This is a genomic window from Candidatus Bathyanammoxibius amoris (assembly GCA_024451685.1).
Lineage (GTDB): Bacteria > Planctomycetota > Brocadiia > Brocadiales > Bathyanammoxibiaceae > Bathyanammoxibius > Bathyanammoxibius amoris.
The window spans coordinates 108926-123788 of the sequence record JAMXCW010000004.1; the positions used below are offsets into that span (position 1 = coordinate 108926).

General features: G+C 53.8%; 13 protein-coding genes, 3 tRNA genes, 1 other RNA gene and 1 pseudogene. 1 reads left to right on the plus strand and 17 read right to left on the minus strand.

Annotated features, from left to right (window positions below):
• The first annotated feature begins 198 nt into the window (after nucleotides 1-198).
• Nucleotides 199-639, plus strand: a complete 441-nt coding sequence (locus NOU37_04010) for a DUF296 domain-containing protein (protein ID MCQ4574398.1) — start codon at nucleotides 199-201, stop codon at nucleotides 637-639.
• Here the strand turns inward: NOU37_04010 and NOU37_04015 are convergent.
• The 17 genes and pseudogenes from NOU37_04015 to NOU37_04095 all read right to left on the minus strand — a co-directional run bounded on the left by NOU37_04015 (nucleotide 636) and on the right by NOU37_04095 (nucleotide 14781).
• A complete protein-coding gene (locus NOU37_04015) occupies nucleotides 636-2102 on the minus strand; it encodes a tetratricopeptide repeat protein (protein ID MCQ4574399.1) in 1467 nt (488 codons plus the stop codon). The genes NOU37_04010 and NOU37_04015 overlap by 4 nt on opposite strands.
• On the minus strand, nucleotides 2083-2811 hold the full coding sequence (locus NOU37_04020; protein ID MCQ4574400.1) for a gamma-glutamyl-gamma-aminobutyrate hydrolase family protein: 729 nt from the start codon (nucleotides 2809-2811) through the stop codon (nucleotides 2083-2085). Before NOU37_04020 ends, NOU37_04015 begins: the two co-directional genes overlap by 20 nt.
• Nucleotides 2808-4403 carry a D-aminoacylase gene (locus tag NOU37_04025; GenBank protein ID MCQ4574401.1) on the minus strand — a complete coding sequence of 532 codons (1596 nt, stop codon included), beginning with the start codon at nucleotides 4401-4403 and terminating at the stop codon, nucleotides 2808-2810. Before NOU37_04025 ends, NOU37_04020 begins: the two co-directional genes overlap by 4 nt.
• Before the next feature lie 332 nt (nucleotides 4404-4735).
• Nucleotides 4736-6151, minus strand: coding sequence for an RNA polymerase factor sigma-54 (gene rpoN, locus NOU37_04030; protein MCQ4574402.1), 1416 nt, complete (start codon nucleotides 6149-6151; stop codon nucleotides 4736-4738).
• 13 nt (nucleotides 6152-6164) lie between these two features.
• Nucleotides 6165-6752 carry a recombination mediator RecR gene (recR, locus tag NOU37_04035; GenBank protein MCQ4574403.1) on the minus strand — a complete coding sequence of 196 codons (588 nt, stop codon included), beginning with the start codon at nucleotides 6750-6752 and terminating at the stop codon, nucleotides 6165-6167.
• Nucleotides 6753-6871: 119 nt separating this feature from the next.
• Entirely contained in the window at nucleotides 6872-7216 is a 345-nt protein-coding gene (locus tag NOU37_04040; protein ID MCQ4574404.1) for a YbaB/EbfC family nucleoid-associated protein, read from the minus strand.
• A 14-nt stretch (nucleotides 7217-7230) separates the two neighbouring features.
• Nucleotides 7231-8901: a DNA polymerase III subunit gamma/tau gene (dnaX, locus tag NOU37_04045; protein MCQ4574405.1), complete on the minus strand. Its 1671-nt coding sequence runs from the start codon at nucleotides 8899-8901 to the stop codon at nucleotides 7231-7233.
• 22 nt (nucleotides 8902-8923) lie between these two features.
• An RNA gene (gene ffs, locus NOU37_04050) (signal recognition particle sRNA large type) lies at nucleotides 8924-9189 on the minus strand.
• A gap of 68 nt (nucleotides 9190-9257) precedes the next feature.
• Nucleotides 9258-9347 (minus strand) — tRNA-Ser (locus NOU37_04055).
• 409 nt (nucleotides 9348-9756) lie between these two features.
• Nucleotides 9757-9846: transfer RNA gene (locus NOU37_04060), tRNA-Ser, on the minus strand.
• Nucleotides 9840-10289 (minus strand): annotated as a pseudogene (gene tadA, locus NOU37_04065) (tRNA adenosine(34) deaminase TadA). The gene NOU37_04060 and the pseudogene tadA overlap by 7 nt, the downstream one beginning before the upstream one ends.
• Before the next feature lie 145 nt (nucleotides 10290-10434).
• A tRNA-Arg gene (locus tag NOU37_04070) sits at nucleotides 10435-10511 on the minus strand.
• Between the two features lie 131 nt (nucleotides 10512-10642).
• Complete coding sequence (gene radC, locus NOU37_04075) at nucleotides 10643-11722, minus strand: DNA repair protein RadC (GenBank protein MCQ4574406.1); 1080 nt, start codon at nucleotides 11720-11722, stop codon at nucleotides 10643-10645.
• An 89-nt stretch (nucleotides 11723-11811) separates the two neighbouring features.
• On the minus strand, nucleotides 11812-12144 hold the full coding sequence (locus tag NOU37_04080) for a DUF190 domain-containing protein (GenBank protein MCQ4574407.1): 333 nt from the start codon (nucleotides 12142-12144) through the stop codon (nucleotides 11812-11814).
• Between the two features lie 10 nt (nucleotides 12145-12154).
• On the minus strand, nucleotides 12155-12547 hold the full coding sequence (gene crcB, locus NOU37_04085) for a fluoride efflux transporter CrcB (protein MCQ4574408.1): 393 nt from the start codon (nucleotides 12545-12547) through the stop codon (nucleotides 12155-12157).
• Between the two features lie 286 nt (nucleotides 12548-12833).
• Nucleotides 12834-13769 carry a transglutaminase-like domain-containing protein gene (locus tag NOU37_04090; protein MCQ4574409.1) on the minus strand — a complete coding sequence of 312 codons (936 nt, stop codon included), beginning with the start codon at nucleotides 13767-13769 and terminating at the stop codon, nucleotides 12834-12836.
• Nucleotides 13732-14781, minus strand: coding sequence for a 2-hydroxyacyl-CoA dehydratase (locus NOU37_04095; protein MCQ4574410.1), 1050 nt, complete (start codon nucleotides 14779-14781; stop codon nucleotides 13732-13734). The genes NOU37_04090 and NOU37_04095 overlap by 38 nt, the downstream gene beginning before the upstream one ends.
• Nucleotides 14782-14863 lie beyond the last annotated feature (82 nt).

The following is a 14863-nucleotide window of genomic DNA, read 5'->3' on the forward strand; positions in this document are numbered from 1 at the left end:
ATTCAGGTCACCGTAGCGGTGTTTACAAACGTATCCACTTACTAACCTAATTCCACGTTGATTTTTTGACCGGCCGTTTGTAGGATGTCCCGTGACCGTTTCCGCACATCTGCGGCGACATACGGCCTGTGGCTTTTTTTACGAACCTTTAGACGAATCACAAGACTTTTGGGTTTAAATTGTTCCAGGGTAAAGAAAATGGAATATTCCCAGTGTAACGTAGGCAGGGTGTTTGTGGTCAGGTTTGACCACGGGGACGACCTGCTGGCCGAACTCACGTCGCTCATTAAAAAAGAAAATATCAGGGCCGGGTTGCTGCACTTTCTAGGCGCCCTGGAAAAGGCCGAAATCGTGGTCGGACCTGAGAAGGTGGAGGTGCCGCCCGTGCCGATGTGGAGAGATTTTGCCGACGGCCGGGAGGTCTTGGGGCTGGGTACTATTTTTTGGAAGGACGACACCCCAAAAATCCACGTCCACAGCGGGATAGGTAGAGACAACCTTGTCAACCTGGGCTGCATAAGGAAGGACGCAAAGGTCTATCTCACCATAGAGGCGGTAATAATAGAGCTAAAGGGCCTGTCGGCGGAGAGAAAGCCTGACGAAAGGACCAAGTTAGACCTGCTGAAGTTTAAGGACTAGGGCCACCATTCCTCCTCTATACGTTTCTTTCCTTCCTTTGCCCGGGCCTTTTCTTGACTTCTGCGTACCCTTTTCAGGGCCTGGCGGAAGGCGAGATTCTTTGGTCGTGCGCTGACGGCCGTGTTTAAAGAATTAATGGCTGCCGCCAGTTTACCCTCGCGCATATATGCCATACCGAGTCTGTAATGTGCCTCTGCCATTGAGGGCCTGACCTCCAGGACCCGTTTCCACACCTTTATTGCCATCGTGGGGTCCATCTCAGCGGCCCTCTCCCACTGAAGAAGGGCCAGGGAAAATCTGCCGCTCCGGGCATAAGCATCACCCAGTTCATAGACCGCCTCCGCGCTGGCCGGCATAATCTCCACGACCCGGGTATAATGATCGAGGCCGTCAACGTGGTCTCCCCTGTCCAGATATAACTTGCCCAACGCCTTTTGGGTGTTGATGTCGTAAGGGTTGTTCTCAAGCTCCACTTTGTACTCAGAAACGGCCTCTTCAATAAATTCTTCACGCCTGGGCACATCTTTTCCACTACCACTCGCGGCCCTGGCCTCATAAACAGCACCCAGCAGGTAATGGGCTTCAGGATACTCAGGGTCCAGCTCGATCAAAACTTCAAGCTCGGCGGTCGCCTCTCTAAAGGCCTCCAGCTTCTTCAACGTTATCGCCCTCTGGAAGTGCGCCTCTTTAAAGTCGGGCTTGATATCGACGGCATACGTATACTCTCTAAGCGCACCCACCAGATAACCCTGGTCAAAGTAGATGTTCCCCAGGTTCCAGTGGGTCTCCGCATCATGGGGGTTAAGTCTCAAGGACTCTCTGTAAGCTGATATTGCGGCGCGAATATCCCCCATTTCTTCACTGGCTATACCTATATACTTGTATGCGTCTGCGTTACCGGGTTCAATTTCCAGGACCTTATTGAATTCGGTTACTGCCTCGTAAAGTCTCCCCTGCTTGAGAAGACTTAGACCAAAACCCTCGCGGGCGGTGACGTTATCGGGATGTTTATTCAAAACTATCTCGAAGTGTGACCCTGCCTCCTTGAACATACCGGCCAGATAATAGGCCAGTCCGAGGTTTATCCTTGCCGGCGTGAAATCACGCTCCAGCTGCAGGGACTTCAGGTACGCGGTTACGGCCTTTCCAAGCCTGCCCTCTCCTACGTAAGCCAGCCCCAGATTGTTCCAGGCATAAGGAAGGTTTGGATTCATCCCGACTACGGTCTTAAGTTCCCTCACTGCGCCTGCATAATCCCTGGCCTTGTAATAGTTGACTCCCAGTCCGTAGCGGGCGTCGATGTCGTCCGGGAGGGCTCTCAGCTCCCTTTTGTACAGGGCTATGTCATCCTTTATTTCGTAGGAGACGTCCTCGTTCTTTGCGCACGAAGTAAGGGGCAGAACAAGCAGTATCACAAATAGCATACCGGCGGAGCCTCGCACCCTAGATTCTTTGAGAGGCATAGGCCCTTACCTCCTTAATGAAGCTTGAGAACAGGCCCCGCTCAACCGGTTCATCCAACATCGTCTCCGGGTGCCACTGTACCGCCACCACGAACGTGTGCCTGTCACTCTCTACGGCCTCAATCACCCCGTCCTCTGTTCTCGCGCAGACCTTCAGGCCGTTACCCAGACGGTCTACAGTCTGATGGTGCGCGCTGTTGGTGTCTACGGCGTCCACACCTAACATCCTGTGAAGCCTTGAGCCTTTTTCTATTAACACCTTGTGGCGTCCTCCGGGAGGGTTACGGTGGTTGATGGAGGTATTCATGTGTGCCGGTATGTCCTGAAAAAGACTGCCCCCCAGGCTGACGTTTAACAACTGCTCACCGTAACATATCCCAAGAATGGGCATATCGAGCTTTAGGGCGCTTCTGATCAATTTAAAATCAAATTCCTCCTTCTCCACCGGCATCGGCACCATGCTCGGGTGTGCCTTCTGGCCGTAGCGCGATGGGTCTATGTCTGTACCTCCACTGAGAATCAGGCCGTCCAGCATACCTAAGACATTCTCAATACCGTCTTCTTCCACCCGCGGGAGAAGCACCGGAATTCCACCCACGAGCTCCACGGCCATGCAGTAGTCTCTATCCAGGTAATAGCGCGGCCGCGTATCTTCTACTACTACGACCTCTTCTTCATAATTACAGTTTATACCTATTACGGGTCTCATTCCCTCCTCAGGACCTTTCCCGCCGCCGCTCCGGTGTGGCTGCCGCCATCTACAGTAATCTGCCCGTTCACTATCACGTACCCGATACCCGCCGAATATTGATGTGGTTCTTGATACGTGGCCCTGTCCTTTACGTCTTCAGGATCAAAGACGGTGATATCGGCAAAATAACCCTCCCTGACCTCCCCCCTGTTTTCCAGACGCATCTTCCTCGCAGAAAACCCCGTCATCTTATGAACCGCCTCCTCCAGCGACAATACACCTCTGTCCCTTGAATACCGGCCAAGCACCCTGGAAAAGGTACCGTACGCGCGGGGGTGCGGTCTGCCCTGCCCCAACATGCCGTCTCGCGCCCGAAGCGAACTGTCGGAACCTATACCGACAAAATCCCAACTCAAAATCTCTTCCAGGTTGTCTTCGCTCATGCTGAAGGCCACTATCCACACGCGCCCCTTCTGCTCTATCAAGAGGTCAAGCGCCACCTCCAGCGGCGGTTTATCATGTTCCCTGCCCAGTTCGGCAAGTGTCTTACCCACCACGCGGGCCTTGTGTTCAGCAGTCCCCGCGTGTACGTCCGAGATAAGTATAGTCTCACCGTACCACTCATCGTTACTTCTATCCAGTATCTCCTCCGTAACCTTCATGCGTGTGCGCGGACCGGTAAGCCTCTCCATCTGTTTCTCCATCCCTCCCTCCTGGACCCAGTTGGGAAGAATTACGTTGAGGTCGGTTGCCGCCGCCACGTAAGGGTATCTGTCACACGAGACCGGAAGCCCCTCTGCTATGGCCGAATCAAGCAGCCCCTTCACCGAAGAGAGCTTTGACCAGTTTTCCCTGCCCGCAGTCTTGATGTGGGATATTTGAAGACCCACTTCGGCCCTGCGTGATACTTCCAGGGCCTCTTTGATTGCATCAAGGAGTTTTTCCCCCTCGCTCCTCATGTGTGTGGTATAAACGCCGCCGAGCCGGCCAACCTCCCGGCAGATCTCAATAAGCTCCTCCCTGCCGGCAAAACATCCGGGCGGATATATAAGACCGCTGGAGAGTCCAAGGGCGCCGGCCTCCATTGCCCTTGTTACCTCGTCCTTCATCCCGGATAGTTCCCCGCCGGCGGGTGGTCTGCTGTCATAACCGATGACAAAATCCCTGATACTTGAATGGCCCGCAAGGAAGCCCCTGTTTATAGAGCTGCGTTGTGACTCCACTCTCCTGAAAAAACCCTCGGCGTCCCGCCAGTCTATTACCAGACCAAACTTGCTGTAGTTCTCCTGTTTCCTCTTCAGCGTCTCCTTCGAGAGGGGGAAGGGTGAAGAGCCGCAGTTCCCGCATATTTCGGTGGTCACGCCGTCGAGCACCTTGCTCTCGCTTCCGGGGCTGATGAAACAGAGGAAGTCGCTGTGGGAATGTATGTCTATAAACCCGGGGGCCACTATTAAACCCGCAGCGTCTATTACGGTTTGATTGTCCTGCGGTTCTATGTCCCCTATGAAGCTTATCTTGTCCCCCTTTATACCCAGGTCGGATTTCCTGCCGGACGCACCCGTACCGTCTATAATGGTCCCGCTTTTTATGACTATGTCAAAATTATTCACCACAACAATTCAGATTATAGGCTTTATCGGCTGGTATTCAAGGGTGGGTTGATCGGGGCAGGCGCAAGACCTGCCGCTACGTACTGAATGGTATTTCTCGCCGGGCCATTTGTAGCTGCCCGATTTATCGGGCCGGATTACCTCGCAGGGCTGAAACCCTGCGGCACCCTGGCGAGGTTGGTAGTAATGTAGCGTGCCAGCTTGCTCCCACGTCAAAACGTGCCAGCAAGCTGGCACGCTACATTATTGCGTATAAGCAGAGTAAACTCTGCCGCTGCAGGGACAAGAATCTGTCTAACAAAAGTATGCAGGGGGAATAAGGGGCGCCAGTTTTAGTACTGCCGTCTCTGACGGGAGGAGGGGAACTTCATGAGTTTTCTGTACTTGGTCACGGTGCGCCGTGCTACGTCGACACCCTTGGCCTTAAGCGCGGCGACTATTTCTTCATCGCTCAGGGGGTGTTTCTTGTCCTCTTTGTCTATTATCTCCCTGAGCCTCTGTCTTGTGGCTTCCCACGACTCCGTGTCGCCGTCGCCGCTGCTGAAACCGCCCGTAAAGAAGTACTTCATCTCGAATATGCCCCTGGGCGTCTGTATGTACTTCCTGGCCAGGGCACGGCTCACGGTGGAGACGTGTATGCCCAGACGGTCCGCAAGTTCCTGCATCTTAAGCGGTTTAAGGCTGGAGACGCCCTCCTCAAAGAAATCTTGCTGTAACTCTACAAGGTTGGTCGCGACCTTATACAGCGTGGCCCTTCTCTGCTCTATGGCGTCTATCAGCCATCTGGCCGATTCTATCTTCTTTTTTATGTACTCCTTGGTCTTGTTGTCTGAGTTGCGCTGGTTGAGGTACGTCCTGTAGGTACTGTTGATGGATAGGTATGGGAGGGCGTAGTCCTCGTTCAGGGTGACCTCATACCGGCCGTCTACGTACTCGACCTTAACGTCCGGCACAACGTATGCAATCGGTTCACAACAAAAAACCGAACCTGGTTTTGGGTTTAAACTGCCGATATGTTCTACCACCTTCTTTATGGTTTCCAGACTCCTGCCCGTCTTCTTGGCCACCTGAGGATACCTCTTCATCTCTATGTCCTTGAGATAATGGAGGATTAGCTCCTCGGCCAGTTCATATTCCTCGTATTTCTTGTCCATCTGGAGCAGCAGGCACTCCTCAAGGTTTCTGGCCCCCACACCAAGAGGCTCCATCGACTGCACCATACGCAGCGCCTTCCCGGCATCTTCAACGGCGACGGGCTGCTCAAGTTCATTTACAATCTCATCTAAAGGGGTAGAGAGGTATCCGTTATCGTCCATGTTACATATTATGTGTTCACAGAGGTCTCGCATGAACCCTGTCATATCCATAAGGGAGAGCTGTCCAAAAAGATACTCGTGGAATGAGATGGGTTTGGCCGAGGTGTTTTCCAGCGCCTCCTGCTTTTTGTCCCTCTCGTCCCGTCTCGCAGACCTGCTTCTCGGCCTGGAATAGCTCTGCCACTCCTCCGGCAGCACGTCAACACGTTCTTCTTCCGCCGCTTCCGTCTCTTCGCCGTCTGGAGGGTTGTCCTCAACCTCCGCATCCAGGACCGTTTCCTCTTCGAGTACGGGGTTTTCCTCCATCTCCGTCTGTACATGCTCAAGCAGGGCCAGTAGAGGGAGCTGTAGTATCTCTATCGATTGAATTATCTGCGGCGCCAGCTTCATCTTCAGTTGAAGCTGCACGCGCGGTGTCATCTCAAGCTTCATAACACGTCACCCGCTAAAAGGCCCTCCTTTCGTCCATGGCATCCGCCAACACGCTGTTAGACAGGTACTCAAGGTGGCTTCCCTGCGGAATACCCCTGGCCGGACGCGTGATTTTCATATCCTTCCAGCCCAGCGCAGACAGTCTCTTCTGGATATACGCGGCGGTGGTGTCCCCCTCCACGTTAAAATTGGTGGCCAGTATAACCTCCTTCACCGTGCCGTTCCCGACCCTGTCTATGAGCTTTTCTATGGTAAGGTCTTCCGGGTGGACGTTGTCCAGGGGGGAGATATGCCCCAGCAGAACGTGATAGACCCCTTTATAGTGTCCGGTCCTCTCTATACTGAAGAAGTCTTTATGTTCTTCCACCACGCATATCACGGTGTTGTCGCGTCCCGGGTCTGAGCATACCTGACAGATTCCGTCTACCGTAACGCCGAAGCACCCGGGACAGAATTTGCTATTCTGTTTCAGCTCCTCTATGGCGCCGGAGAGCTCTCCGGCCTCCTGCGCGGGGAGCCTGAGTATATAATAAGCCAGCCTCTCGGCAGTCTTCCGCCCTATACCGGGCATCTTCGCCAGCTCTTTTATTAACTTCTCCATATGTCGTGGATAGCCCTTCAAGATTATCAGTTCCTGTCTTTAGTATACCGTTCCATTCTATAAAACAATTCTACCCTAAGATTCCCATACAAACTCCAGCCGCCCCGCGCGTATGCCTTCTAGGGTGCGCCAAAGGGCATTCCCCCCGGGAGGCCGGGCAAGTTCAATCCCCCGGTAAGCTTTGCCATCTCCTGTTCACACAATTCCCGGGACTTCTTTGCCGCCTGGTTTACCGCGGCAACCACCAGGTCCTCAAGCATATCCACGTCCTCCGGGTCAACCACCTCGGGGTCTATCTTTACCGCCAGAAGTTCCTGACTTCCGTTCATCTTGGCCGTGACCATGCCACCGCCTGAACTGGCCTCCACCACGCGATCCTTGAGCTCGTTCTGTATCTCCTCCATCTTTCTTTGCATCTTCTGGGCCTGTTTCATTATGTCGCCAAAGTTGCCTAAACCCTTCATCTACACTCCTCCTTTTACTTAAGGATTTCTCCTTCAAAAAATGATACAACCTTCCCGACCTTTGACTTCTCCGGTGATTCCGCGTGGGGTCCGTCGTCTGACATATTCGCCGCAGGCCCGCTGGCTTCCGCTACGACCGGAACGTCGTCGGAAAGTACCACACTGAGGCGCAACCGTTTGCCCGTTACGTCCTTTAAACAATCCTCTATCTGCTTTAACCCCTCGGTGTCTTTCTCCACTGACGACTTGACAAACGGGCGTCCCTTTGGAAAGGCTATAACCGCGTCTTTACTGCCAAGACTGCTTAACCGTCCATTTTTCAGCCGCGACCACAACAAAGGTCTGGCCTTGTGAAAGTGGTTCATAACCCTCTCCCACACCTCGTTGACGTCCTGTGAAGAAACCGACTTCGCTGTGGCTTTTCCAGTCTTTGCAGGGTCCACTTCAGCACGGGCCGTCTCTGCCTGCTTCATACCTGTTTTAATGCCGGTATCTTTATGTTTACCCGTGGAAGGTGTCACTGAAGACGCCGCGCCCCGGGAGACGTTCTTCTCAAGCTCCTCAAGCCTGTGGAGGATGCTATCAAGAGGTTCAAGGTCCTCTATCCCCGCCAGCCTCACCATCGCCATCTCCAAAAATATCCTCTCCTGCAGGTCGTCAACCGCCTTTCTCTTCATCTCGGTAAGGACCTGAATCATGTACATTAATGTGTCCGGCCCAAAATCCTTCGCCTGTCTCTCCAGGAGTTGTTTCTCCCGCCAGGGATTTTCCAGCAGCTCGGCATTGAAGCCACAGGTGGCTACCACAAGCAGGTCCCGCAGGTACCAGACCAACTGGTCGACAAAGACGCCCGTGTCCCTGCCTTCGCTGATTACCCCGTGCACCACCTTCAGCGCGCCGGCGGCATCCTTATTCATTAAACTATCCACCAGGGTCTCCACCTTCTCTTCGCTCACCGTGCCGAGCAGGCCCTGTACGTCCTCAAGGGTTATCCCGCCCTCAGAGAACGACCCCAACTGGTCAAGCAGCGACTGCGCGTCCCTCAGCCCGCCTCTGGAGTGCCGCGCGATGGCCTTAAGCGCCTCTTCCGCTATGTCCATCTCCTCCTGTTTTGCTATCTGACTCAGGCGTTTCACTATGTCGGAAGGGGTGACGTTCTTCAGGTCAAAACGCTGGCAGCGTGACTGGACCGTCTCGGGGAGCTTGCCCGGGGCCGTGGTGGCAAAGAAGAATTTTACGTGGGAAGGCGGTTCCTCAAGTGTCTTCAGCAAGGCGTTAAATGCCTCGCGCGTCAGCATGTGGACCTCGTCGATTATGTATATCTTGAACCGGGAGCGGCTGGGCAGATACTTGACGTTCCCGCGGATAGTCCTTACCTCGTCGATGCCCCTGTTAGAGGCGCCGTCTATCTCCAGGACGTCCATATCACTTCCCTCAGAGATTGACCGGCAGATGTCGCACTTGTTGCAGGGCTTATCCGTCGGGCCCTTCTGGCAGTTAAGGGCCTTTGCCAGTATCCTGGTCAGAGAGGTCTTGCCGACGCCCCTGGGCCCGGTGAACAGATAGGCATGAGCCACACGGCCCTGCTTCAGGGCGTTCTTGAGGGTGGTGACGACGGGGTCCTGCCCCACCACCTCGTCAAAACTCTGCGGCCTGTACTTTCTTGCGAATACGGTGTAACTCATACCTTCCCCGTTTTAATAACGGCCGTGCACCTTTCCTCGATCCACTTTCCCCCGGCACACGCCTGCAGCCAGCTCGGGCCAGGCAACCTCACGGCACATAAGTACAGATGTTTATGGCTGCTGGCTTCCGCCCCTGACCAGGTTCACACTGCCCTATTGCATGAGACCCAACCTTCAACGCCGCTTACAGAGATGCAACCGGGAGTCCGGATGACCTCAAAAAGGCGATTGACCCTGCATAAGCGGATTTCAGGTCACAAGGAACCGCTAGCTCCCCGTCTAGCACGGCCAAAAATTTTACCCTATTTACCTCAACTGATGTCTCAGCATAATACCCTTCTTAACTACAGCCCTCATGGCGGAGAGGGTGGGATTCGAACCCACGAGGCAGTTGCCCGCCTACACGCTTTCCAAGCGTGCTCCTTCGGCCACTCGGACACCTCTCCCGCAGCCGTTTTAATTGTAACACAACAACCTGTCGTGCTAACATTCCGCCCGATAAATCGGGCAGCTACAAACATCCCTGCCGGGTGCCGCAGGGCTTTAGCCCTGCGAAACAATCCGGCCCGATAAATCGGGCAACTACAAACAACGTTATATTTCATGCACCCGGCATGTAGCGGCAGAGTTTACTCTGCTCTGTGCGTTATTATGTAGTGGCAGAGCTTGCTCTGCATGTTGTCGAGCAAGCTCGACCGCTACAAAAAGTTTTTTGTGTAGCGTGCCGGCTTGCTGGCACGTTTTGACGTGGGAGCAAGCTCCCACGCTACAAAAGATATCTCTTGTCGGATGCATCGTAGGGGTACGGCATACCGTGCCCCTACGTTCCCTATATTTAATACCTTATTCTTATTATGGCGGAGAGAGAGGGATTCGAACCCCCGGTCCGCTTACGCGGACAGCGGTTTTCGAGACCGCCCCGTTCGGCCGCTCCGGCATCTCTCCTGGAAAAATTCTCTGAGCAGCCTGCCTGACTCCTCCGCAAGCACCCCGGAGACTACCTTCACCCGGTGGTTAAACCTCGGTTCATCAACCAGGTTGACCACAGAACCCGCCGCCCCTGCCTTCTCATCCAGTGCGCCAAAAACCAGCGTATCAACGCGGGCCTGCACCATTGCGCCCGCGCACATGATACACGGCTCCTTGGTCACATAAAGCGTGGCACCCTCAAGCCGCCAGTTATCAAGCGCATCGGCGGCCTGGGTGATGGCTATCATCTCGGCGTGTGCGGTGGGGTCGCGCAGCGTCTCGCGCTGGTTGTGGGCCCTGGCTATTATCCGCCCATCATGCACTATCAGCGCCCCTACCGGCACCTCATCGGCATCAAGGGCCCTTTCAGCCAGAGTCAGGGCCTCACGCATATAATACTGGTGGGTATCAGCTAACAATCAGCCATCCCCCCCTCTTAAATTTAATGGCAACCCGGCAACTCATCCCCGCTGTGCGGCGCGCAGGCAGGTAGATAGAGGTGTCCATTTCGCCCCAAAAAATACCCTTAAACCAAAAATAAACCCAAATTAGCAATCCGAATTATGGCGCGCCCAGGAGGACTCGAACCTCCAACCTCCGGATTCGTAGTCCGTGACTCTATCCAATTGAGCTATGGGCGCACTCGTAGTCTATACGATTATTATCTGGAACTGGAAATCTCTATGGAAGTATATCCCGTAAAGTGCCGTTAGTCAAGGAGAAACCGTCAATTGGCCTAGCATTTGCTATGGCGCTGGCGGCCGGAGAGGGTCTACATAAGCCCTTTGTCCTTGAGACTTACGTAACTCCCCGCCCCGATTATAACATGGTCGAGCACCTTGATGCCTACCACGTCCGAGACCTCTTTGAGGCGGCTGGTGATATCGATGTCATCCTGGCTGGGTGTGGGGTCGCCGCTTGGGTGGTTATGTACGAAAATGACGGAGGCGGCGGATTCCCTTATGGCGGGGGCGAAGACCTCCCTCGGGTGCACCACGCTTGAGGAAAGACTCCCGGCGGATACCTGTAAGTCCTTTATAATCTTACCCTTACTATCGAGAAGCAGGAGATGGAAGGTTTCCTGCCGCCTGTCCCTGAGCCGTTCGTGCATGTGTTCAAAGACGTCTTTGCTTGACTTCACTCGTTCTCCGCTTGTGAGAGGGGTGGCGGCGAAACGCCTGGCTATGGCCATAGCGGCCTTTACCTGGGCGGCCTTCGCGGGGCCGATGCCCTTTATCAAGGTAAGCTCACCAACGGTCTTCGTAGCTAACTTCCGAAAATCGCCATGCTTAGTCAAAATCTTCCTGGCCAGGTCCACGGCGCTTGCCTCGGGGGTGCCGTCCCTGATGATTATCCCCAAGAGTTCGGCGTCTGAGAGCGATTCCTCCCCCACGGTGATAAGCCGTTCCCGGGGCCTTTCCGCCTGAGGGAGTTCTTTTATTGTGGGCCGCCTGCGGAAGTATCTGCAGAGTTCGGTTAGGACACACTCCCCGCAGACCGGGGCTTCAAGACAGCACACTGCCTGTGGCCCGGCGGCATAGGCGGCAAAGACCGCCTTTACCACGGGTTCCCCATCACCTGAGACGGTGGAGACGTCACCAATTATCTTCCGGATGCGTTCCCTTGCGGCGGGTGAATCCTTCGGGGTCTTCACGAGTCCTATCCGGTGGAACATCTGTCTTGCGGCAGGGTTGGTTTCAAGGGCGGCGTACTCGGCAGCAGATGGATTTTTTTCGGACACAGATAAATCTGACTGCGACGAGGTCCCGGCGGAAAATTTTTCCGTTATCAGTCTGTAGACCTTGCAGGCGTGGCTGTTACCTGACGGTGATGGCTTATCCGGACCGTTCATTATCAACCGTTATTATAAAAGTTTGCAGAGCAAGCTCTGCCACTACATAAACGCATGAAAACCCCCAAAACCCCCGGCGACAGCTCTTACTACGGCGAGTATTTAATTACCTTCACATCCGACACCACCGTTACCGTGCCCTCTTCCATAATCTCGTCGAGACACGTGAGAAAGGTTTCTATCTTCTCCCGGCTGTCTATAATCTCAATTACCATTGGAAGGTCTTCAGCGGCCCTCAGTATCCTGGTGGTATGGACCTTGTGATGGCTGCCGAAACTCTCCACCCCCTTAAGCACGGTCGCGCCGGCCAGACCCTGCTCCATCGCCTTCTGGATTATGGCCTCATACAGCGGCATACCCTTGTAGCGGTGGTCCTCCCCTATAAATATACTGAGACGTCTCCCGTCCTCTATCTTTTTCATGACAGTAATCTCACTGTAATTTCAACACCGTTATGTAACCGAGCCACACAAAGAGCAGACAAAAGACATAGTTGCCTGCTATATAGAGAGCGCCCAGAAAGTAACTCCGTTCTTTAAAAAGTTCAAGGGCCTCGTAGCTGAAAGTGGAGAACGTGGTAAAACCCCCCAGGATTCCTATAAACAGGAACTGCTGCCTCAGGGTGGGTGTGAGGAATAACCTTTGCTCGGCAAATGTGGCCAGAAGACCTATGAGGTAACAGCCGAGGAGGTTTACAAGCAGTGTGCCGTAGGGGAATCTGATGCCAAGGAGTTCAATCATGCCGTAGCCGACCCAGTAGCGCATTATGCTGCCGAGAAACCCGCCGAAGCCTACCCACATTGTGAGCGTAAAGCTCTTTAGCATTTTTTCGCCTCAAAACCTCAGAAACCGAAGAGGTGAAACCGCTTTATAAGCACAGCCCCGACAATCCCCATCGTTATCAGCATGAAAACTACGTAACTGAAAACAAACTTCTTGAAAAAACCATCCGGGCCCATATATCCCTCTCAAAAAAGACAGCCCCAAAATGAATTACCCCCCGGCCAGCCACGCTTTATAGTATCTCCCGGCTACCCCTACAAGGCCATTCTTTTTATTTCTCTGGCCTTCTCCGTGAGCACGGGCGTTTTCAGCCCGAAGAAACCACTGATTATCGCTTTGTAACCTCAAGGTCTCTAATACCCGGCCTCACTCCATAATCGGCCTCTCTGCACAACTTTTGATACTCGTCCTTATCAATGACAACGGCCTTAGTCACACCGGCGGGTATAGAGTACTTACCGTCCGCTCTTCTGTAGCGGCCCAACCATTTGGGCAGCCTGCTAAACGGATGGCTGTAGGCCGCGTCCAGTATCATCCAGCAGTGACCGTATTCGGGATACTCATCAAAGCTCCACTGCCGGACAGGGGCCTCCCCGGGTTGAACCCTGACAATACAAAACACGTGGCGAAAGTCTGTCTCCGGGTCATAAATCCTGACCAGCCCCGATTCAAAACCGGCGAGCTTGAGCATAACGGCAAGAAGCATCGCCTGGTCTTCACAGTCCCCCCTCCCCGACTGCAACGTCTCGTAGGGAAACTTGGGGATGTTGCCTTTTTCCGTTGAATACCTGATTCCTTTTCTTACGTATTCAAAGATGCTCTTAATTCCCTCAATATTCCTCTTTCCGGAAGCAAGCCCTTCCGCCAGCTGTTCAAGCCTTGCTCTAACGGGGCCATTGCAGTCCTTACCCTGTCCTTGCCGGTAATGCTCACATGCAGGCCATTCGATCCCGGCCAAATCATGGAGCGATGCCGCTACGTAGAACCTGATGTGGCGCCGGTTCCTCCCCATAAGGTAACCTTCGTAGATTTCTTCCCTTAAGCAATCGTAATGCTTCTGAAGGTCGGGAACAAGTTTACTATAGTTCAACCATCTCCTGGCCTTCGCCTCATCCGGGAAGCTAAAAAGAATCAAACCCGCCAGAAGTATATGGCAGAAGAACATGGTGTAACCTTTGCCACTTATCTTTACCTGTATTATGGAAAACACTATGGCAACCGTTGCGTTATCCTTTCTTCCGCAGCATCTCGACAAATGCCTCAATGCGCGTCTTCATCTGGCCGTCAACCCCGCCCGGACGGTCGCACTCAAGCGTCAGGATGGGCACGTCCAGGCCCTTCCTGAATACAGTGTCAAAAATATTCCTGAAGCAAAAGCTCTGTACGTAGTGGATTATGCCGTGAATATTGCGCCGCCCGACCTCGCGGGCTATGTCCTCAAGCCTGCCCTGCGCGTCGTATGGATACGTGTACCGCGCGTATTGCTCCACAAGACCGTCAGTCTTATACGGCATACTGAACTGACGCTGTATCTCGTTAAAGACCACGTGGACGTCAAGGCCCTCTACAAAATCATATATTCCACCGCATATCGGGGGGATACCGATATAGCCCAGTCTCACCGTGTGGGGGATGGGCGGCCTACCCCTTGCCTCTTCAATAAATGCCCTTGCCTTCTCCTCAAAGAGACCCACGTTGCCCATCATGTCGCTGGTAGAGACGTTCCAGATATGGTTCTCCTCGCCGGTGACCTTTGAGTCCTCATGGGTGAGGCGGTCTATCTCATGGACAAGGGCGCGCACCCGGTCAAGCTCTCGCTTTACGGCCTCGGCCTTTTCCATGTTTGTAACGAGCGTGCGGGCAAGTTCCTTGAGTTGTGCCCGCAGGAGTATCCTGTTCCTTCCATATGGATACTTGAAGGGTATTACGTCCACACCCTCCGCCCCCAGCACCTCCATAAGGGCGTGGGTATTACTGCAGTCTCCCTCTATGACGCCGATGATTTTTTTCGTGTTCAGTCTCTTTACGGCCGAGAAGAGACCCTTTATCCAGGCGCAGTTGTTCCGGGGGAGTCCGGCGTTTTCGGCCTTCTCTACGAGCCATGAGGGGTCGTCGTCGGTTATAAATATGTTATTAAGGTCAACGGGCACCCGCCCCGCGGCGAAGATTATCTCGATTGGTACGGTAGTGGTAATGCCCACCGAGTTCTCAGGGGAAGGTTCCCTGGGGACGAGTAAGGCCGGGAATGTAGTCGTATCAGGAAAGGCAAACTCCACGGGATTAACCCCCTACGCAGAATGGCACATGGCACTGGACTTTAAGACATAATTACAACAGAGCAATAAAAATAAGTCAAGG

Excerpts from the sequence above, each read along its gene's own strand:
- NOU37_04010 (MCQ4574398.1), top strand. The coding sequence starts at position 199 with ATGGAATATTCCCAGTGTAACGTAGGCAGGGTGTTTGTGGTCAGGTTT.
- NOU37_04015 (MCQ4574399.1), bottom strand. The coding sequence starts at position 2,102 with ATGCCTCTCAAAGAATCTAGGGTGCGAGGCTCCGCCGGTATGCTATTT.
- NOU37_04020 (MCQ4574400.1), bottom strand. The coding sequence starts at position 2,811 with ATGAGACCCGTAATAGGTATAAACTGTAATTATGAAGAAGAGGTCGTA.
- rpoN (MCQ4574402.1), bottom strand. The coding sequence starts at position 6,151 with ATGAAGCTTGAGATGACACCGCGCGTGCAGCTTCAACTGAAGATGAAG.
- recR (MCQ4574403.1), bottom strand. The coding sequence starts at position 6,752 with ATGGAGAAGTTAATAAAAGAGCTGGCGAAGATGCCCGGTATAGGGCGG.
- NOU37_04040 (MCQ4574404.1), bottom strand. The coding sequence starts at position 7,216 with ATGAAGGGTTTAGGCAACTTTGGCGACATAATGAAACAGGCCCAGAAG.
- dnaX (MCQ4574405.1), bottom strand. The coding sequence starts at position 8,901 with ATGAGTTACACCGTATTCGCAAGAAAGTACAGGCCGCAGAGTTTTGAC.
- radC (MCQ4574406.1), bottom strand. The coding sequence starts at position 11,722 with ATGAACGGTCCGGATAAGCCATCACCGTCAGGTAACAGCCACGCCTGC.
- NOU37_04080 (MCQ4574407.1), bottom strand. The coding sequence starts at position 12,144 with ATGAAAAAGATAGAGGACGGGAGACGTCTCAGTATATTTATAGGGGAG.
- crcB (MCQ4574408.1), bottom strand. The coding sequence starts at position 12,547 with ATGCTAAAGAGCTTTACGCTCACAATGTGGGTAGGCTTCGGCGGGTTT.